Source organism: Kribbella sp. NBC_01510 (genome assembly GCF_045040325.1).
In the GTDB taxonomy this organism is placed as follows: Bacteria; Actinomycetota; Actinomycetes; order Propionibacteriales; family Kribbellaceae; genus Kribbella.
The window spans coordinates 3,911,544-3,928,586 of sequence record NZ_CP109418.1; the positions used below are offsets into that span (position 1 = coordinate 3,911,544).

The following is a 17,043-nucleotide window of genomic DNA, read 5'->3' on the forward strand; positions in this document are numbered from 1 at the left end:
GGGGCGATGCAGCAAGACGATCCGGGCGAGCAGCCAGGGACGGACGACGTAGAGACCACAAGCTTGGAGACTCAGGCCCAGCAACCCGAGCGCGTGGACGCTGCCGGCGTACCCGACACGCCGGAGCAGGCCCAGCGGGATCTCATCCTCAGCTACTACGGTCCGGGCACCAGAAACGCGCTCAAGGTTCAGCAGGGGAGAACTGTCGGCTCCGACTGTGAGGTGGATTTCCTGTTCGAGGCCGACACCATTCTCGTTCGCGAGGAGCACTTCGAGCAGGTTCGCGGCATCCTCGACAAATTGCATTTGCTGTACGGCGACGAGGACAGGAGGCCCGTCTCCGAGCCCGTCCTGGCCGGCGTCCGGCTGGTTCGGCTCAAGCTGGGATCCAATCCGCACCTGGACACGCTCGAAACGCTGAGAATCATCCGCGAAGGCGGACTGGTATCTCTCAATCTTCCGGACGGCGGCACCGACGACGTCCTGATCACCGCGGCCGGTGCCGGTGCATCGGGACCGAACACGGTCCTCGTTGTGGCCGGCAACGGTGCCGGCTGCCCAGCGGAAGAGCCCGAACCGATGCCGGCCGGGAGTGCGCCGTACCCCGGCTATACCGCGGACCGTGCGGCCGGCGAGGGAGTCCGCGTGGTCGTCGTCGACACCGGTCTCGATGAGCAGGCGACCCAACGGAGCAGTTGGCTGAAGGGGGTGACCGGGGACCCCGACGACGACATCAATGGCACGACCCTCGACAACTATGCGGGCCATGGAACCTTCATCGCGGGAGTCATCAGATGCGTCGCCCCGCTGGCCGAGGTGCACGTATGCCGCGCGTTCGGTCCCGGCGGCGCAGTCACGGAAGCCGAACTCGTCCAGAAGCTCGACCACATCCTCGAGCACGACTATCCGGACATCATCAGCATGTCGGCAGGAACCTATACGTTCGACGCGACCCGGCTGCTGAGCTTCACGGTCTTCAACGAGCGACGACTGCGCCATCACAAGGGAGTCGTCATGGTTGTGGCCGCGGGCAACGACGGTGGCCGGGAACCGTTCTGGCCGGCGGCGGCGCCGTTCACCGTTTCCGTCGGTGCGCTGAGCACCCAGTGGCGCGGGCGGGCCGGCTTCAGCAATCACGGTGGTTGGGTGGACGTCTACGCGCCCGGCCAGAACCTGGTCAACGCGTTCCCCAAAGGGACGTACCAGTACCGCCAGCCACCTCACGTCGGTACTGGCCGGCCGGCCAGGGTGGAGAAGTTCTACGGGATGGCGAAGTGGAGTGGTACCTCGTTCAGTACGCCGGTTGTCGCGGGGCTGATCGCGGCGCGGATGTCACGGACCGGTGAGAACGGCCGGGAAGCGGCGGCCGCGCTCATCGCCGAGGCTCAGGGGGCGGCACAACCCGGTGTCGGAGCCGTGCTGCTCCCTGAGTAGTCAGCGCTCGTCCTCGATCGGGTCCCTCTCGTCGTCGGGGACTTGGGAGACCTCGGGCGGCGTGGCGCCGAGCAACGGGCGCAGGCGCCGCATCGCCTCGTCCGTGAAAAGGCCGGCCAGGCAGCCCATCATCACCAGCACCGTCATGCCGGCCGTGGAGGTCGTCTCGTCGCCGATGCTGATCAGTCCCGTGTTGACGGCGATGACGATGACCGAGCCGAGGAGGGCGGACCATGCCGGGCGCAGCAGGTACCACCAGACGAAGCCTCGCTCGAGGGTCTCGAGGCCGGCGCGCTGCGCGAACACCATGCTCTGATGGATGATGCTGCCCACGGCGCCGGCAGCTGCCCCCACGATCAGCAGTGACATGTTCAACGTGGTCGTGAAGTCCGGTCCCCACCACCGGACCGTCCGGGTCGCGATGACGTGGGGGCCGGCGATCTCCTGGGCGGTCACGAGCCGCTCGGCGATGCCGTAGGCGGCGACGAGACCGACCAGTGCCAGGACGGCTTCGGCGAAGTTGATCGCGCCAATCAGCCGCCGTGTGAACGGCTTCATCGCAGCCTTGTTCCGCCGCCTGCCGGCCGGACGTGCTGTGCTGCTCACTTGGATCCCTCCGGTTCCGTTCGGTACCTCCGCGGAAGAAGAGTCACCAGGCCGCGCCCGGATACATCGGGTCGTATCAGCCCAGCAAGTTCAACCTCTCATCGGTCATCACCACATCCGAGAGGAAACGGACATGACCACGACCCACCCCTGGTCCGGGTGAAGAACCATGGAATCGCAGCAGAACCAGCGCCTGGGCCAGCAGATCAAGGAGACGAATGCCTTCAGCCACAAGTCTCTCTTCCTCGGCATCCTGTCGTCCGTCGTGTCGTCCGCAATCATTCCTGCGCTGGGCGCGGGCCGGATCGCGACGCTGGCCGGAGCCGCGCTGAGCCCGTTGCTGGTGGCGGTGATCACCACGCGAGGACCGGGAGTCGCCCGTACCGTGGGAATCGCAGCACTGAGCGCCATCGCGCTCGTGATCAGCATCGGTGGGTTCACCCTGCCGGAGGCGATCGCCGGCCGCGGAACCCTGACGGCGGACGGCTCCGGCACCTTCGTGAACACCCGGCGGACCCCGACGCCCCCACTCCCGTCGGCACCGACGACCGAACCCAAAACGAAACCCGAGGCAACGACGCCCCCGACCACGCAGCCCGGACCGAAGCTGAAGATGCCGAAGAGCCTGACGTGCCCCGACGCGAAGGTCGGCGAAGCAGAGGCGTGCAAGCAGATCGGCGTGCAGAACGTCGGCGCCACCACCGTCGAGATCGGCACAGCGGGTCTGGAGGGCGACCAGGCCGGTGACTTCACCCTCACGAAGGTGTGCAACGGCACCTTGAAACCGCACTCGGCCTGCTCGGTGCGGCTGACGTTCCAGCCGACCTCCGCTGGAGTCCGCGAAGCCTTCCTGGTCGTCCATCTGAACCCCGGGGACGTCACGTGGCGCGTCACAATCAGCGGCAACGCCATCGACAACGGCGGTGACCCCGAGCAGTCCCCGGGGACCCCATCTACTTCACCCGGCGGAGCGAGCCAAAGCCCTGAGCCAGAACCAACTCCATCGGCGGGCTGACGCGCGGTCAGCGGGTGGTGATCACCGCCGCCCCTGGGGTGTCAGGGCTGAGGTTCGCGGCGTGGATGATCAGGAGGTTCGCGGCGACCGTGAGGACGAAGGCGGCGGCCACGACCCGGTGGTCGAGGCTCCACAGCGCCAGACCGGCCAGGCCGAAGAACGCGATCTTGACGATGGTGGTCACCACCGGGCTGCCGTGGTCCGCAGTCGGTGCGGCGAACAGGCCCCACACGATCGCCGCGGTCACCGGCAGGCCGATCGCCAGCAACACCCGCAGCGCGAGGTGGTCGCCGGTGCGCCAGCCCCACCAGGCGAAGATGCCCAGGCCGGCGAGCTCCATTCCGAAGGCCACGCCGAGGTTGCTCCAGCGCCAGATCTCGTGCATCGTCGTACGCTCCTCACATTTCCGAGAGCAGTGCTCTCTCTTATGTCCAGTGTGGGTGATTCCTGCTCGGAAAGCAAGAGCACTGCTCTCGAAAGTTGCCACCGCTCTCGGCCGTGACGACAATGAGGCGATGACGGAGACCACGCGGCAGCGCCAGCACCGGCAGACGATGGCCGACATCCTCCGGATCGCGCACCAGCAGCTCGCCAGGGAGGGCGCCGCCGCCCTGTCCCTGCGGGCGATCGCTCGCGAGCTCGGCCTGGTCTCGTCGGCGATCTACCGCTACGTGCCGAGCCGGGACGAGCTGCTGACATTGCTGATCGAGGAGTCGTACAACGCGTTCGGCGACGCCGTGGAGGCGGCGGAGTCCCGCTGCCGCCGCGACGACCTGGGTCGCCGGTGGCTGGCCATCGGCCGTTCGGTACGCCGCTGGGCGGTCGCGAACCCAGCCGAATGGGCCTTGCTCTACGGCAGCCCGGTCCCCGGCTATCACGCGCCCCCGGAGCGGACCACAGCCGCCGGGAGCCGCGTACCCCTCCTGATACTCCGTCTGCTCGCCGACGCAAAGATCAAGCCGACGCCCGAGGATCCCCCGATGACTGCGGCACTCCACCGCGAACTGGACCGGCTGCGCCCAGGCCTGCCCGGCGATCTTGCCCCTGAGGTGCTCGCCCGCGGTCTACTGGCGTTCTCCTCGCTGTGCGGTCTGGTGAGCCTCGAGCTGTTCGGCCAGTTCACCAACACCGTCACTCAGTTCGCCGGCCACCTCGATCACCAGCTAGCCCGCCTCGGCGCCGTACTCGGCCTCCCCGACCCAGCCTGACCAAGCTGCTCATTCAAATGCGGCGACGTCCAGGACTGCGCGGGCGAACGCTTCCGGAGCCTCCTGCGGCGGGTTGTGGCCGATGCCTGGCAGTTCGCGCCGATCGAAACCACCGATGAACAGCGGCTCGTCGACACTCGAGTCGTCGGCGCCGAGGCCGTCGGCGAGGGCGTCGAGCGCGATGGTCGGCACGGTGATGGCGGGCGTGGTCGCGAGCAGTTTCTCGAGGTGGTCGTAGCGGGGGTCGCCGGCGGCCGCACCGCGACGGTGCTGGTAGGAGTGGATCACGGTGCTGACGAAGTCGGGATTGTGCAAGCTGGGCGAGGTCGCAGCAAAGGTGGCGGCACAGTTTGTCCAAGTGGGCGACCACTGCCGCCACAACAGCCCACAGAGCTCGTCGGTATAGCGCTCCAGCCCGGCACGTCCGCGATCGGTGAGGAAGTAGTGGGTGTACCAGGCAGCGCTCTCGGCTTCCGGCGGTGCCGGCTCGGCGGACCGGGCGATGTCCTGGATGTTGTACCCGCCCACTGTGACCAGGCCGGTGACCCGTTCGGGCGCCACCGCCGCCGCGATGCAGGCCGCCCGGCCGCCCCAGTCGAAGCCGCCCACGACGGCGCGTTCGATCTCGAGTGCGTCGAGCAGGTCGAGCAGATCCTGGCCGAGCGCACCCTGCTGACCAGAGCGCATGATGTCGGCGCTCCGATACCGGGTTGGCCCGAATCCCCGGAGGTACGGGGCCACAACGCGCATCCCCGCATCGGCGAGGACTGAGGCGACCTCGTCGTAGCAACGCACGTCGTAGGGGAAGCCATGGAGGAGTACGGCGGTTGGACCGTCTGCCGGCCCTGCTGCGTCGTAGGCGATGTCCAGGACCGGTGTCGAGACAGTTCCCGACTTGTTCACACCGCTCGGATCCATCGAGGTCCTCCTCGTCGATCGACTGCTGCCCAGTTCCATCAGCGTCTCACTGACACCCGACCGGGAGGGTGGCCGTGTCGTGTCAGGCTGGCGGCGGAGTGGTGTCAGGGCAGACCGGGATGGTTGTCTGCATGACGAACAACAGCACTCCCTCGATCACCCTGACCGACCAGGACAAGCTCACCCTGGCGACCGCCGCGCACGGCGCTGTCGCACTCATCGCCGCCGCCGGCGTGAAATCGGCCGGCAAGGTCGCCGTCGCCGGCGCCCTCGCCCTGGCCTCCGCGACCGGCCCGGTCGGGCACGCGCTCGCCGAGAAGCAGAAGGGCGTGAAATTGAACGGCAAGTCCACAGCCGAGCTGGCCGACAAGGTACTGCCGGCCCTGACGGCATCCATGAGCCTGCTCAATCAGCAGGACCCGGCCGAGGCCGCCAACTTCCGCAGCACCGTCGTCACCTCGATCGACGCCGGCGCCCGAGCCGAGCGTGGCGGAACCGGCCCCGCCATGACCGAAATGATCCGCAAGATCACAGAAGCCCTCGACGCCGCCTGACGGGCATCTCCCGTGCCGGCGCCCAGCACTGAAGACCTGTTTCGAGGGCAGCTTGTCGAGCTGCCCTCGACCGGGTGACAGCGTCGGTTCGGCCCCGAGCTCTGGCCGGCCGGTCACGGTCCAGCAGCCGATGCAGGGAAGGAAATGCTGATCCGACCGCCTCCTCCGTGGTTAAGGTGCTGTGGTGCCGGACGTGGTGAACTTCATCGTGCATGATGCGCCCGCCCTTCGCGGCGAGAGCAATTACATTGCAAGGATCGACCTCGCTCCCTTCGAGTTCGAGGGTCAGATCGAGCAGGTTTGGCTGCAACGGACGGGCGACGACGGTGAGGCCATGCTGTGCTGTATTCCGTTCCGTGCCTACGGCCTCGCATTGCGCGACACGGTTCGGATCTCGGCCGAAAGCACTGTGATCGAACTCGTCAGACGTTCAGGACATCGAGCCTTGAGGGCTCTGCTCGCGGAGGCGGATGCAGAGCAGATCCGGATGGTCAAGGCAGAAATTGATGCTCGGATCTCGCGAGCAGGCTTGCTGTTCGAGTGGAGTGGTGATCGGCATGTGGCGATCGACGTACCACCCGGTGCCGATGCGGAATCAATGATGGACTACTTCGAGAGAGAGGAGGCTGCGGCTCACCTGTATTGGGAATGGAGTGACGTCGAGCGGTTCCGTATCTGAGCCTCCAGGCAACCTCGGTGCCGGCACGGGGCACGCTTCACATCCGAGAGCCTCCATGACGGCGTCGCGATTTGGATGCCTCGGTAGGTGTGGCTCGAACTAGTAGATCGTCGCAGCTAATTGTTTGGGTATAGGTGGCGGAGTTTGGTGCGTGCGTCGTGGGTGGTGAATTGCCAGTCGACCTGACGCTGGGTGGTGTTGGTGGCTTGTTGCCAGGCGGCGAGTTCGGTGTTCAGGAGGGTGAGGTCGTCGAGCCGGCGGTCGAGACATTGGCGGGTGAGCGCGGACAGTTCGATCTCGGCGATGTTGAGCCAGGAGCCGTGTTTGGGGGTGTGGTGGATCTCGAGGCGCTGCGCCAACGCGAACGCCTTGGCCGGATCGAACGCCTCATAGAGCGATCCGATGGTGTGGGTGTTGAGGTTGTCCATCACCAGCACCACCTTCTCGGCGTCGGGGTAGTCGAGGGTGAGTAGCCGTTCGGTCTGGTGGGCCCAGTCGGTCCTGGTTCGCTGTGGCTGGGCGTCGACGCGCCGCCAGCCGGCCAGCGGCTCGACCCAGCAGAAGATCGAGCAGGTGCCGCGGCGGACGTACTCGCTGTCTTCCTTCAGGTCCTGTCCCGGTGCGGCGGGGATCGGGTCGCGGGCGTGACCCAGCAGCTGGTAGGGCTTCTCGTCCATGCACACCACCGGACGCGCCGGGTCGAAGCGGCGGGCGTAGACCGCGAGAACGTCTTCCATCGCGGCAGCGAACTGCGCGTTCGCCGTGGGTGGGATGGTCCAGCACTTCTTCAGATGAGGACGCAGCCTCGTTTTTTTAACACCCGCCCGATCGTGGAGTGATCCAGGTCCGGAATGTCCTCGACCAGCGCGACGTGCCTTTCCAGCAACCGCAGCGACCACCGGGCATAGCCCTGCGGTGGCTGCGAGCACGCCAGCGCGATCAGCCTCGCCTCGACCTCGCCGGTCACCGGCGAGGGCACCGGCGGATGCTCGCGTTGCTTGCGCGAGATCGTGGCGTCCGCATCACCGCCGGTCTCAGCGAACCGCTTGGCGACCAGCCGCAGCATCTCGGCCGAGACACCGACCCGGGCCGCGAGCACCTCCTGGGTATCGACCTCGCCCACCGAGGTATCCAGCGCGAGCAGCACCCGCGCCCGCCTGATCACCGCGGCCGGATGCACCCCCGTCGTGGTCACCCGAACCAGCCAGTCACGATCCGCCTCGGTCAACACCACCGGACGCTTCATCAGCGAAGGCACGACAACAGTCCTGTCTGGCAGAGGGGAAGGAAGATCTGCCGGACCCAAACCTCCCAACCACACCCCCAGAACTAAGCAGCGACACGCTACTAGCGCCGCGCCAGGAAACGTCGAGGTCGTTACCGCGCGTGCCTTCCGCCCGGGGCAATTTCCGGGGAGAACCTCGCAGCTGCACCCTTCTACCCACCGCATACCCGGGGTGAAGGGACAAGATCAAGGGTGAACCCGCACCTGGCCGCCGGGGCGGGCTTCGGGGTGGTGGTCACTGCGGATTACCTCCCCAACCTAGCTTGACGCGGCACCAGGCAGGATCGTCGACCATGCCGGTACGACGTCCGCGACCGCGTCCTGGGTACAAGGGCTTGATCCCGTACCGCGTCTACTTCCCGACCTGCCACAGATACCAGGCAGGACTCAGCCGCACCTTCTACATCCGCGGTCTGTGAGTCAGGGGCCGAGGCTTCCTGTTCTGTGCGGGCGACCTCGGCCTTCTGGCTTTCCAGCCGTCTTCGTTCCGGCTGGCCTGGCGACCTTCGCGATGGTTGCGTTCGGCGTACTCAGCGCACGCCTCGACCGTGCCTCTGACGGTTGCCGGAACTCCGGTTCCGGGGTCGCGACATATCCGGTGAGAGCCCCTCGTGGGGGACGATCTGGAGGTGGCGGAGTGACGACGGTGGTGCTGGGGGGATCGGATGGGTTGCCGGTCCAGGACGGGTTCTGGTTCGCACCCACCGAGGGCCGCACGAAGTGGGGTCCCTACGACGCGGACGATCCCGCGCGCAAGGACTACGTTGTCCGCGGGTACGACGCGAACGACCGGCAGGTCTACGCGACCACCGAACTCCCCGGACACCCGGGAATGCACGCTTCCGTACACCAGGACTTCCCGCGACGGCACGACGACAGTCACCCCGACGGTCGCGCCTGTCTGCAAGTACTACAACTGGCCGTCCTGATCAGTTGCGTCAGGCAACGTCGATGACGCGGGCGGCGGGTGCTGGGTTCGCCGCAGGACGACCAGCGGGATCGGGCGGTCTGTCCGCGAGCCGAAGCGTCCGACATCCGGGTAGCGGGCCACCACCTCCTGCCAGAGCTCGTCGCGCTCGGCCCCGCCCGCTTCTGCCGCGTGCACCGCAACGACGTCGGTGCCGATCTCGACTGCGGCGTCCGGATGAGTTCGGAGATTGTGCAGCCAGGCGGGATCGCTCGGCTCGCCTCCGTTGGACGCGACGACGACCACGCGGTCGCCGGCATGGCAGGAGTACACCAGGGGCGTGACCCGCCGCGCGCCGGTTCGCGCCCCCACGTGGTGCAGGAGCAGTACGGGCGTTCCAGCCAGGGGGCCGCCTAGGCGGCCGCCGTTCGCGCGGAACTCGGCGACCACCTGGCTGTTGTCCGCAGCTGTCATGAGGCGAATTCGTAGGTCAGCGCCACCTTGCCACGGTCGAGCTGCCGTACGTCGAGCAGCTCGGCACTGCGGCGTGGTGAGGTCGCGAACAGCGCGGTGCTCTCCGTACCGGCGACGAGCGGGTACGTGATCAACCGCAGCTCGTCGACCAGGCCGGCGTCGATCAGGGACGCCGTGATGCGCGCTCCACCGACAAGGTAGATGTCCTTGCCCGGCTGCTGCTTGAGTGCGGCTACGTCGTCGATCGAACGCAGGAAGGTCGTGTTCGGCCACGACGTGGTCTTCAGCGTGCTGGAGAGCACGTAGTGGGGCGTCTGCTTGATGAAGTCGGCCCACTCCCGCTCGGCCGGCGTCGGCGGCTCGCTGGTGAGCCACGCCGGCGTCTCCGGCTTGGTCTGGATCCCGGTCCAGTACGTCTCGTAGCCGGGGTACATGCCTCCGCCGAGCAGGCAGGCGTCGATCTGCGGCGTCAGGCCGTAGTCGTCCGACCACGCCTCGACCCAGTCGGCGGTACCGTCCGGGCCTTCCACCTTCGCGTCGAGCGACATCTTCATGGCGGCGATGAGCTTGCGCATTGCGTCCTCCGTCTGCTGTGCGGCCGCCCGTCGTCGGACGACCTACACAGACAGACCCGCACCGGTCCGCCGATTCGTCGTGCGCAGCGAAAGTTCTATTCGGACGGCAGTCCGAACGCCGGGAACAGGGCGGAATCCTGGAACGCGACCATGCGCGTGATGCCGGTGGGAGAGACGGTCAGCACGATCACCGCGTGTGCGCGGTGGACGCCATCGGGACCGCGTGAGTACACGCCCAGCGCGTCCTGATCGTTGGCCCGGATCCGGACGGTGCGCAGACCACCGGGCTCGAGCAGCAGGTTGGCGCCGAGGAAGCGGGCCACCGGATCGCGGCCGGCGAACCAAGTGAGCAGCGGCGGCATCTCCAGGGTGGCGTCCGCGCGCAGCAGCTCGGCCACCGCGGCGGCGTCCGCACGCTCGATCGCTGCCGCGAACCGCTCGACGAGTCCACGCCGCTCCGCCTCGCCCGGCTCCGCGACGTCGTCGACGACCGGCGTCGATCGGGCCACGTCGGCCCGAGCCCGCCGCAGCGCGCTGTGCACGGCGGTCGGGGTTGTGCCCAGCAACTCTGCAACCTCGGCAGCCGACCACTGCAGGACATCGCGCAGGATCAGTACGGCGCGGGACCGGGCCGAGAGATGTTGCAACGCGGCGACGAACGCGAGCCGGATCCCCGCTCGCGACATCGCCACCGCCGCGGGGTCGTCCGGGAGGTCACCGAGGAGAATGTCCGGGTACGGCTGAAGCCACGCCACCTCCGGTCCGGCCACCAATGGCACGTCCGGGTCGGTGCTCGGGGCGCCGAGACCCGATGGCAACGGTCGGCGGCCACGACGCTCGATCGCGGTCAGGCAGGCGTTCGTGGCAATGCGATACAGCCACGTCCGCGCCGATGACCGGCCCTCGAAGCCGTCGTACGACCGCCACGCCCGCAGGTAGGTCTCCTGCACCACGTCCTCGGCCTCGTCGATCGAACCGAGCATGCGGTAGCAATGCGCGAGCAACTCGCGGCGGTACGTCCCGGTGAGCTCGGTGAACTCGACACTCGTCGTCACAGCTTCCCAGGCTACGTCGCGACTTGATGGGCATGGACAAACCGGTTCGAGGGCAGCTCGGCGAGGCCCTGGGTGCCGGCCAACGCACGCAGCCGATGGTCGTGAGAGTTCCAGGACGGAGCATTCATCAACGTCGGCCATGTAGCGCTGTCCGCACCGTGGCCGCTGGGCAAGTGCCCCTGCGAACTTCGGCAACAGCGATATTTCAGCGTCGCGACCGGATAGCAGGCAATAGGCTGGCGAGCCCACTGTCCGCCGTGCATCAGCTTCGACTTCGACCGCCGATCGCCGCTTATCCGTCCGTGATGGCGTCATCCAGGTCGGCAGCGGCATGATGCCTACCATGCGAGGTCCCTCAGCGCTCGGGCATGTGTCGTTCCGGCGTGCCGTGACGGAGACATACCGCCGTGTGTTCCGGCCGCCGTGGGAGCTGCCGGCCGCGCTGATCGGCAACGCGCTGTTGATGACGGCGGCCTGGTTCCTCCTGCCACCTCAGATTCACGACTGGCTGTTTGCCTTGCACGGGCCGCTGGCCTTTCCGGTCCTCCTGGCTACCTGGATGCTTGCGGATACGCCGTCCACAAACGTTGTGGGCGACGATCACAGAAAGGCGGTGTCGGTCCTGAACGATGGCGCGGCGTTCCGGACGTGGCTCACCGCCCGCTGCCTCGTGCTCGCATCGCTCGTCGGGTTACCGTGCGCTCTGATCGCTCTCGTCATCGGCGTCCAAGGCCAGCATCCCGTCAAGGTCGTCGCCGCCTGCGTAGTTCTGGTGATCCTGCCGCTCGGGATCCTGCCCGTGGCAGCCTGGCTCGGCCTCGTGTTCCCGTACAACCCGCGACCGCTGCGATGGCGCCGGCAGCATCGAAGCGATCGGCGGACGACGATACGCTGGGGGATCCTGTTGGTCGCTCCGTACCTGGTGGTGCCGGCGATCGCGGCGACGGTCGTCCTCCCGTCGATTGTCGCGGCACAGTGGCTTTTCGACGCCCCCGAGCGTCAGCTGACGCAGCCGCAGTTCGTCGCAGACGCCCTGATGATCTGCGCGACGGCGCTCGTGGTCGGATGGCTCGGACTGTGGGTGGCCGGCCGACTGCGGCAGCGGCGCCACGACCGGTTGACGACATACCTGCTCGACTCCAACGCCGGCTGATTGATTATCAGCCAGGCGTGGAAGTCTCCACGGTTCCAGGGGCTGCCAGTTGCCGCCACCTGGTCGTTTCATCTGCCGTTGGCTCCGTCGCTGCTCCGTGGACTGCTGCTGAACGAGGGTCAGCGTCGCGATTTCGTGAGCACGGGCGCCTGGTCCGAGGGCAGCTCGTCGAGCTGCCCTCGCACCAGTTGACTTACAGCCTTGGCTCGAGTTTGAAGTCGTGCTTGTGCTTGGTGAGCCAGTCTTCGAGGGACTGCAAACCAGGGTTGAGGTCGCGGACCTTGGTGAGGTCGCGGTCGCCGGTGAAGCGGGCGGAGTCTTCGGCGTAGAACTGGAACATGTTGGCGATTTCTACTGCCAGGGGGAATTGCAGCGCGCGGAACTCGTCCCAAGTGAGGGGCTGATAGGTGATGTCCTCGCCCAGGGTGTCCTTGAGGGCCGCGGTCAGGGCTGCGGCGTACTGGTCGCCGGTCAGGTGGTCGCCGGCGATGCTGACCGTCTGGCCGATCAGTTCGGGGCCGCGGCGGAAGACGCCGAGTGCGGTGCGGCCGATGTCTTCCGAGGCGATTCCGCTGAGGGGCTGGTCGGCCATCGGCATGTTGAGGATCAGTTTGCCGTCGGCGTTGCGGACCGGCTCCATCCCGCTGATCAGCGAGTCGAAGTAGAACGTCGTACGGAGGAAGGTCGTCGGTACGCCGTACTTCGTGAAGAGCGCGTCCGCCTCGCCCTTCGCGTCGAAGTGGGGGACCTTGTAGCGGCCGTCGTCGAGGCTCGGTACGTCGTCCCGGCCGGCGAAGAACGGCCGGGTGTCCTCGAGCGTCGACCAGATCAGGTGCTTGACGCCTGCGTCGCGCGCGGCCTGCGCGGCCCTCTCGGCCTGGGCGAGCTCCATCTCGGCGCGCGACCGGGCCGCCTCCTGCTCGGGAGTCCGCTCGACCCAGTAGTTCGTCACCACGAAAGCGCCGTACGCGCCGTCGAAGGCGGCCCGCACGCTCGCCTCGTCGTCCAGATCGGCTGCGACCACCTCGGCGCCGGCGGCCGCGAGTTCCTTGGCCTTGGCGGAGTCCGGGTTCCGGGTCAGCGCCCGTACGGCGAACTCGTGCGAGGGATCGTCGAGGATCGCCCGGGCCAGTCCACCGCCCTGCGCTCCGGTGGCTCCGACGACGGCGATCAGCTTCTTCTCACTCATATCCAGCAACTCCCAGAGGTCGGGTTGATGTGTCAACTCGATCGATCGTAGCTCGTCTGGTTGATGTGTCAACCCGACCAGGTAGGATGGGGGTCGTGGGCAAGGAACCGTGGCTCGACGACGACGAGCAGAAGGCGTGGCGCAGCTATCTGCTCATGCACAAAACGCTGGAGACGCACCTCGAGCGGCATCTCCAGCGCGAGTTCGGCCTGTCCAAGTCGGACTTCGAGATCCTGGTCAACCTGTCCGAGTCCGAGACCGGCCGGATGCGCGCCTTCGAGCTGGGTCAGCTGACGCAGTGGGAGAAGAGCCGGATGTCGCACCACCTCAGCCGGATGGAGAAGCGCGGCCTGATCAGCAAGGAGTCCTGCGACTCGCGGTACCCCGAGATCGCCATCACCGAGGCGGGGAGGGCCGCGATCAAGGCCTGCGCACCGGCCCACGCGGCCCGGGTCCGGGAGTTCTTCGTCGACGTCTTCGGCCCGGACCGGCTGGCGGTGCTCGGTGAGGTGTCGGAAGACATCGTCGAGGCGATCGGCAAGCACTGCCACACCGACTGCCCGCCGGCGGTCAGCGGTCTCGACGCATCCTGAGGAGAGCTCTCAGAGAGCTTTCAGCAGGACTTGATGGTCGCTTGACCTTCTCTTGGAGTGCGGCTGAGGCGCCTCCGGCGAGGCTGAGGCCATGGTCACCACAGATGCCTTCTCCTCACCCCGCCGGCGCTGGCTGCGCCGGGCGTCGGCCGCAGCGATCGCGACCGCGGTCCTCGGCATCGGCGGTACCGGGCTGTCCGTCGCCGTCGTGTCCGCGCGACACTCCGGCTCCGGCAACTCCGGCAACACCGGTACGACGGCCACCGGCTCCGACGACTCCGGCTCGAGCAGCAGTTCGGGTTCGAGCAGCTCCGGCTCGAGCTCCGACGACTCCAACAGCTCGGGCAGTGGGCTGGGCTCGGCGGGGTCGGGCTCCACGTCGCAGGGTGGGAGCAACGGATCATGACCGCGTCCCGGACCTGGTCGGCCTGGAGCTGCACGGTCCGCCTGACGGTTGACGACCCCGCCGTCCTCGGCGCCGCGTGCGGTGAGCTGAAGGCCCTGATGGATCGCGTCGACAAGGCGGCCAGCCGGTTCCGTCCGGACTCCGAGCTGTCGATTGTCAACAACCGGGCCGGCGCCCTCGTGCCGGTCTCGCGGCTGCTCGTCGACCTCGTCGACGTGAGCCTGGTGGCCGGCTCGATGAGCGGCGGCGCGGTCGACCCGACCGTCGGCTCGGCCCTGATCGCCGCCGGCTACGACGAAGACATCGAGGCGGTACGGCGGAGATTCCCGCAGCCGACCGGTGACGCGAAGCCGGTCCCGGGCTGGCAGAGCGTCCAGCTCAACCGCAAGCTCGCCCTGCTCGGCGTACCGAAGGACTCAGCGCTCGACCTCGGCGCCACCGCCAAAGCGTGGACCGCCGACCGGGCAGCCCTGGTACTCAGCAAGCGCTACGGCTGTGCAGTCCTCGTCGAGATCGGTGGTGACCTGCGAGCCGCGGGCAAGCCGGCCGAGCCTTGGATCATCACCGTCGCCGAGCGCGCCGGAGACTCCGGAGTCCTCGTCAGCCTCGCGCACGGCGGCCTGACCACGTCGACCCGGACAGTACGCCGCTGGCAGACCCCGACCGGCTACGGGCACCACGTCATCGACCCGCGCACCGGACGCCCCGCGGACGGCCCCTGGCGAACCGCATCCGTCTGGGCTCCGACCGCCGTACGCGCGAATACCTTCAGTACGGCGCTTGTCGCCACTGGCGAGTCGGCCGTGGGGCGACTGACGCTGGCGGGTCACCCGGCCCGGCTGGTCGCCGACGACGGTGAGGTCACCGAGCTGTCGGGCTGGCCGGCTGCGAGCAGGGCCGCCTGATGACCCTGTGGTACCTGGCCCGCGCGGCCGGAATCGTCGCCATGATCATGTTCACCCTGTCGGCCGCCCTCGGCATGGTCATGTCAGGCAGTCGGCGGCCGGAGCGCCGCTTCTGGCTGCAGTACGTGCACCGCTCGGCCGCCGCCACCGGGCTGGTCCTGCTGACCACTCACGTCATAGCTGTCATCACCGACAGCTTCGTCGCTATCAGTCCGACGGTCCTGCTCTGGCCGTTCGGTGCCGGCTATCGGCCGTTCGCGATGGTGGTCGGCGTGCTCGCCCTCTACGGGATCGTGCTCACATCTGTCGTCGGGGCCGCACGAGGCCGGTTGGCTCGGTCAGCGTCCTTCGCCAAGCACTGGCGGACGATCCACATCGCCGCGTCGGTCGGCTGGCTGCTCTCCATCGGGCACGCACTCCTGGCCGGCACTGACCGCGGTACGCCGTGGATGCTCGCCATCACCATCGGCTGCCTGACCGCGGTCGGTGCAGCCGCTGCCTACCGCGTCCGCGCCACCACGTCTCCGAACCTTGCCCGTGCCTGGAGGGCCCAATGACGATGACCATGCAAGACACAAGAGTCATCGGTCAGGCCCGAGTGCTGGCCGGACTCGACCAGGGCCGACTGGACCGGCAGCGTCACCTCTGGATCCACGGAGTCCAGCCGGACCTCACTCGCGAGGACTACACAAAGCTGTCCGAAGCTGTCGGGCTCAGAGGACGCGGCGGCGCGGCCTTTCCGGTCGCCCTGAAGCTCGCGGACCTGCCGGCCAAGGGCGTCGAAGCTGTCGTCGTCAACGGCTCGGAGAGCGAGCCGGTCAGCCGCAAGGACCGCCTGCTCCTCACCCTCGCGCCACACCTCGTCCTGGACGGCGCCACCAGCCTGGCTCACGCGCTCGGCGCGCCCCACGTGCTGATCGCCGTCCACGACGCGGCCGCGGCCATGTCCGTCCGTGAGGCACTGATGGAGCGTGATGACGGTCTGGCGATCGAGGTCACCGACACACCAGGCCGCTTCGTCGCGGGCGAGGCCCGTGCGGTGCTGAGTGCGCTGGAAGGCGGTCCCGCCGTACCGCCCGGTCGGAGGGTGCTGCCGACGCGCAAGGGCTACCACCGGCGCCCGACCTTCCTGTCGAACGTGGAGACGTTCGCGCAGCTCGCCGTACTCGCGCGGCTCGGGGCCAGAGGGTTCAGTGACACCGGACTGATCAGCGAGCCGGGCACGCAGCTGCTGACGATCGACGGGGCTGTGCAGTGGCCTGGTGTGATCGAGACCCCGACCGGTGTGCCGTTGGACACAGTGCTGCAGTTCGCCGGCGCGGAACCCGGGCCGGTGCTGCTCGGCGGGTACCACGGCCGCTGGCTGCCGCGGACCGATGGTCTGACACTGCAGCGACCGGAAGTGTCCGCGGGCATCATCCTGGCGCTCGGCGCGGACACCTGCCCGCTCGGTGAGGTGCATCGGGTCGCTCGGTGGCTCGCAAGTCAGTCGGCGGGGCAGTGCGGTCCGTGTGTGTTCGGACTGGCGTCGCTGGTCGACGACTTCGACAGATTGGTCAAGGGCGATCCGGCCGCTTGGTACGACGCTCACCGGCACCTGGGGCTGATCCCGGGCCGGGGCGCTTGTGCGCACCCGGACGGCTCGGCGCGGTTCCTCGGATCGGCACTCGAAGTGTTCGGTGAAGACGTGCGGCTGCACCTCGCCGGTGGCGGTTGCGGAAGGCCGGTCCGGGGAGTCCTGCCGGTCCCGGGAGGTGCGTGGTGAACAAGCTGGAGATCGACTGGACGCGCTGCGACGGGCACGGCCTCTGCGCGACCCTGTTGCCGGACGACATCGTCCTCGACGAGTGGGGATTCCCGCTCCTGAGAGGTCGCGAGCTCACCGCCGGTGAGGTGCCGGATGCGCGCCGCGCAGTCCTGGCCTGCCCGGCCCTGGCACTGCGGCTGAACGGACCGGTCAAGCGGGTGTGACAGGCTCGTCCCGACATCACACCAGTGACAAAGGTGGACTAGTCTCTGAGTGACCGCACAACGTCGTGCGGTCCGGCGACGAGCCGCGCCGAGGTCACGTGTGGAGACGGTGGGGA

Annotated in this window: 22 protein-coding genes; 13 read left to right on the plus strand and 9 right to left on the minus strand. The window is 68.0% G+C overall.

The window, feature by feature from the left end; genetic code table 11:
* Positions 1–6: 6 nt before the first annotated feature.
* A complete protein-coding gene (locus tag OG558_RS19430) occupies positions 7–1,434 on the plus strand; it encodes a S8 family peptidase (RefSeq protein ID WP_405071513.1) in 1,428 nt (475 codons plus the stop codon).
* Here the strand turns inward: OG558_RS19430 and OG558_RS19435 are convergent, their stop codons facing one another.
* Positions 1,435–1,992: a hypothetical protein gene (locus OG558_RS19435; RefSeq protein ID WP_405071514.1), complete on the minus strand. Its 558-nt coding sequence runs from the start codon at positions 1,990–1,992 to the stop codon at positions 1,435–1,437. It lies immediately after the preceding gene.
* Positions 1,993–2,209: 217 nt separating this feature from the next.
* On the opposite strand from OG558_RS19435, the gene OG558_RS19440 reads away from it, so the two are divergent.
* Positions 2,210–3,055: a choice-of-anchor D domain-containing protein gene (locus OG558_RS19440; RefSeq protein ID WP_405071515.1), complete on the plus strand. Its 846-nt coding sequence runs from the start codon at positions 2,210–2,212 to the stop codon at positions 3,053–3,055.
* A 7-nt stretch (positions 3,056–3,062) separates the two neighbouring features.
* Here OG558_RS19440 and OG558_RS19445 read toward each other — a convergent pair whose 3' ends face one another.
* Positions 3,063–3,440 carry a YrdB family protein gene (locus OG558_RS19445; protein ID WP_405071516.1) on the minus strand — a complete coding sequence of 126 codons (378 nt, stop codon included), beginning with the start codon at positions 3,438–3,440 and terminating at the stop codon, positions 3,063–3,065.
* Between the two features lie 130 nt (positions 3,441–3,570).
* Here OG558_RS19445 and OG558_RS19450 point away from each other — a divergent pair, with 130 nt between their 5' ends.
* Positions 3,571–4,263, plus strand: coding sequence for a TetR/AcrR family transcriptional regulator (locus OG558_RS19450; RefSeq protein ID WP_405071517.1), 693 nt, complete (start codon positions 3,571–3,573; stop codon positions 4,261–4,263).
* Positions 4,264–4,272: 9 nt separating this feature from the next.
* Here OG558_RS19450 and OG558_RS19455 read toward each other — a convergent pair whose 3' ends face one another.
* Positions 4,273–5,181: an alpha/beta fold hydrolase gene (locus tag OG558_RS19455; RefSeq protein WP_405071518.1), complete on the minus strand. Its 909-nt coding sequence runs from the start codon at positions 5,179–5,181 to the stop codon at positions 4,273–4,275.
* 131 nt (positions 5,182–5,312) lie between these two features.
* On the opposite strand from OG558_RS19455, the gene OG558_RS19460 reads away from it, so the two are divergent.
* A complete protein-coding gene (locus OG558_RS19460; RefSeq protein ID WP_405071519.1) occupies positions 5,313–5,735 on the plus strand; it encodes a hypothetical protein in 423 nt (140 codons plus the stop codon).
* 184 nt (positions 5,736–5,919) lie between these two features.
* On the plus strand, positions 5,920–6,414 hold the full coding sequence (locus OG558_RS19465; protein WP_405071520.1) for a DUF4265 domain-containing protein: 495 nt from the start codon (positions 5,920–5,922) through the stop codon (positions 6,412–6,414).
* A gap of 116 nt (positions 6,415–6,530) precedes the next feature.
* On the opposite strand, the gene OG558_RS19470 is transcribed toward OG558_RS19465, so the two are convergent.
* A complete protein-coding gene (locus OG558_RS19470; protein WP_405064960.1) occupies positions 6,531–7,313 on the minus strand; it encodes an IS630 family transposase in 783 nt (260 codons plus the stop codon).
* A complete protein-coding gene (locus OG558_RS19475) occupies positions 7,202–7,660 on the minus strand; it encodes a helix-turn-helix domain-containing protein (RefSeq protein WP_405064962.1) in 459 nt (152 codons plus the stop codon). The genes OG558_RS19470 and OG558_RS19475 overlap by 112 nt, the downstream gene beginning before the upstream one ends.
* A gap of 676 nt (positions 7,661–8,336) precedes the next feature.
* Between OG558_RS19475 and OG558_RS19480 the strand changes: the two genes are divergently transcribed.
* Positions 8,337–8,654 (plus strand): hypothetical protein, encoded by a 318-nt coding sequence (locus OG558_RS19480; RefSeq protein ID WP_405071521.1) that lies wholly within the window; start codon positions 8,337–8,339, stop codon positions 8,652–8,654.
* On the opposite strand, the gene OG558_RS19485 is transcribed toward OG558_RS19480, so the two are convergent.
* The 3 genes from OG558_RS19485 to OG558_RS19495 form a co-directional block, all read right to left on the minus strand.
* Complete coding sequence (locus OG558_RS19485) at positions 8,610–9,080, minus strand: nitroreductase family deazaflavin-dependent oxidoreductase (protein ID WP_405071522.1); 471 nt, start codon at positions 9,078–9,080, stop codon at positions 8,610–8,612. The two genes, OG558_RS19480 and OG558_RS19485, sit on opposite strands and share 45 nt — an antisense overlap.
* Positions 9,077–9,655: a dihydrofolate reductase family protein gene (locus tag OG558_RS19490; protein ID WP_405071523.1), complete on the minus strand. Its 579-nt coding sequence runs from the start codon at positions 9,653–9,655 to the stop codon at positions 9,077–9,079. The genes OG558_RS19485 and OG558_RS19490 overlap by 4 nt, the downstream gene beginning before the upstream one ends.
* A gap of 95 nt (positions 9,656–9,750) precedes the next feature.
* Positions 9,751–10,710, minus strand: a complete 960-nt coding sequence (locus OG558_RS19495; RefSeq protein ID WP_405071524.1) for a sigma-70 family RNA polymerase sigma factor — start codon at positions 10,708–10,710, stop codon at positions 9,751–9,753.
* A 343-nt stretch (positions 10,711–11,053) separates the two neighbouring features.
* Here OG558_RS19495 and OG558_RS19500 point away from each other — a divergent pair, with 343 nt between their 5' ends.
* The gene (locus tag OG558_RS19500) at positions 11,054–11,863 is read left to right on the plus strand and encodes a hypothetical protein (protein ID WP_405071525.1); all 810 of its coding nucleotides are present in this window, start codon (positions 11,054–11,056) and stop codon (positions 11,861–11,863) included.
* Positions 11,864–12,056: 193 nt separating this feature from the next.
* On the opposite strand, the gene OG558_RS19505 is transcribed toward OG558_RS19500, so the two are convergent.
* Complete coding sequence (locus OG558_RS19505; RefSeq protein WP_405071526.1) at positions 12,057–13,052, minus strand: NmrA/HSCARG family protein; 996 nt, start codon at positions 13,050–13,052, stop codon at positions 12,057–12,059.
* Between the two features lie 95 nt (positions 13,053–13,147).
* On the opposite strand from OG558_RS19505, the gene OG558_RS19510 reads away from it, so the two are divergent.
* The 6 genes from OG558_RS19510 (at position 13,148) to OG558_RS19535 (ending at position 16,927) form a co-directional block, all read left to right on the plus strand.
* On the plus strand, positions 13,148–13,645 hold the full coding sequence (locus tag OG558_RS19510) for a MarR family winged helix-turn-helix transcriptional regulator (protein WP_329474361.1): 498 nt from the start codon (positions 13,148–13,150) through the stop codon (positions 13,643–13,645).
* A 91-nt stretch (positions 13,646–13,736) separates the two neighbouring features.
* On the plus strand, positions 13,737–14,051 hold the full coding sequence (locus tag OG558_RS19515) for a hypothetical protein (RefSeq protein ID WP_405071527.1): 315 nt from the start codon (positions 13,737–13,739) through the stop codon (positions 14,049–14,051).
* Entirely contained in the window at positions 14,048–14,956 is a 909-nt protein-coding gene (locus OG558_RS19520) for an FAD:protein FMN transferase (RefSeq protein WP_405071528.1), read from the plus strand. Before OG558_RS19515 ends, OG558_RS19520 begins: the two co-directional genes overlap by 4 nt.
* Entirely contained in the window at positions 14,956–15,513 is a 558-nt protein-coding gene (locus OG558_RS19525; RefSeq protein WP_405071529.1) for a hypothetical protein, read from the plus strand. The genes OG558_RS19520 and OG558_RS19525 overlap by 1 nt, the downstream gene beginning before the upstream one ends.
* An 8-nt stretch (positions 15,514–15,521) precedes the next feature.
* Positions 15,522–16,721, plus strand: a complete 1,200-nt coding sequence (locus OG558_RS19530) for an NADH-ubiquinone oxidoreductase-F iron-sulfur binding region domain-containing protein (RefSeq protein WP_405071530.1) — start codon at positions 15,522–15,524, stop codon at positions 16,719–16,721.
* Positions 16,718–16,927: a ferredoxin gene (locus OG558_RS19535; RefSeq protein WP_329474366.1), complete on the plus strand. Its 210-nt coding sequence runs from the start codon at positions 16,718–16,720 to the stop codon at positions 16,925–16,927. Before OG558_RS19530 ends, OG558_RS19535 begins: the two co-directional genes overlap by 4 nt.
* The last annotated feature ends 116 nt before the right edge of the window (positions 16,928–17,043 follow it).

Coding starts and splice junctions, on each gene's coding strand:
- OG558_RS19530 (WP_405071530.1), top strand. CDS start 15,522: ATGCAAGACACAAGAGTCATCGGTCAGGCCCGAGTGCTGGCCGGACTC.
- OG558_RS19430 (WP_405071513.1), top strand. CDS start 7: ATGCAGCAAGACGATCCGGGCGAGCAGCCAGGGACGGACGACGTAGAG.
- OG558_RS19485 (WP_405071522.1), bottom strand. CDS start 9,080: ATGACAGCTGCGGACAACAGCCAGGTGGTCGCCGAGTTCCGCGCGAAC.
- OG558_RS19450 (WP_405071517.1), top strand. CDS start 3,571: ATGACGGAGACCACGCGGCAGCGCCAGCACCGGCAGACGATGGCCGAC.
- OG558_RS19505 (WP_405071526.1), bottom strand. CDS start 13,052: ATGAGTGAGAAGAAGCTGATCGCCGTCGTCGGAGCCACCGGAGCGCAG.
- OG558_RS19460 (WP_405071519.1), top strand. CDS start 5,313: ATGACGAACAACAGCACTCCCTCGATCACCCTGACCGACCAGGACAAG.
- OG558_RS19440 (WP_405071515.1), top strand. CDS start 2,210: ATGGAATCGCAGCAGAACCAGCGCCTGGGCCAGCAGATCAAGGAGACG.
- OG558_RS19500 (WP_405071525.1), top strand. CDS start 11,054: ATGCGAGGTCCCTCAGCGCTCGGGCATGTGTCGTTCCGGCGTGCCGTG.
- OG558_RS19525 (WP_405071529.1), top strand. CDS start 14,956: ATGACCCTGTGGTACCTGGCCCGCGCGGCCGGAATCGTCGCCATGATC.
- OG558_RS19435 (WP_405071514.1), bottom strand. CDS start 1,992: ATGAAGCCGTTCACACGGCGGCTGATTGGCGCGATCAACTTCGCCGAA.
- OG558_RS19475 (WP_405064962.1), bottom strand. CDS start 7,660: ATGAAGCGTCCGGTGGTGTTGACCGAGGCGGATCGTGACTGGCTGGTT.
- OG558_RS19445 (WP_405071516.1), bottom strand. CDS start 3,440: ATGCACGAGATCTGGCGCTGGAGCAACCTCGGCGTGGCCTTCGGAATG.
- OG558_RS19490 (WP_405071523.1), bottom strand. CDS start 9,655: ATGCGCAAGCTCATCGCCGCCATGAAGATGTCGCTCGACGCGAAGGTG.
- OG558_RS19455 (WP_405071518.1), bottom strand. CDS start 5,181: ATGGATCCGAGCGGTGTGAACAAGTCGGGAACTGTCTCGACACCGGTC.
- OG558_RS19515 (WP_405071527.1), top strand. CDS start 13,737: ATGGTCACCACAGATGCCTTCTCCTCACCCCGCCGGCGCTGGCTGCGC.
- OG558_RS19520 (WP_405071528.1), top strand. CDS start 14,048: ATGACCGCGTCCCGGACCTGGTCGGCCTGGAGCTGCACGGTCCGCCTG.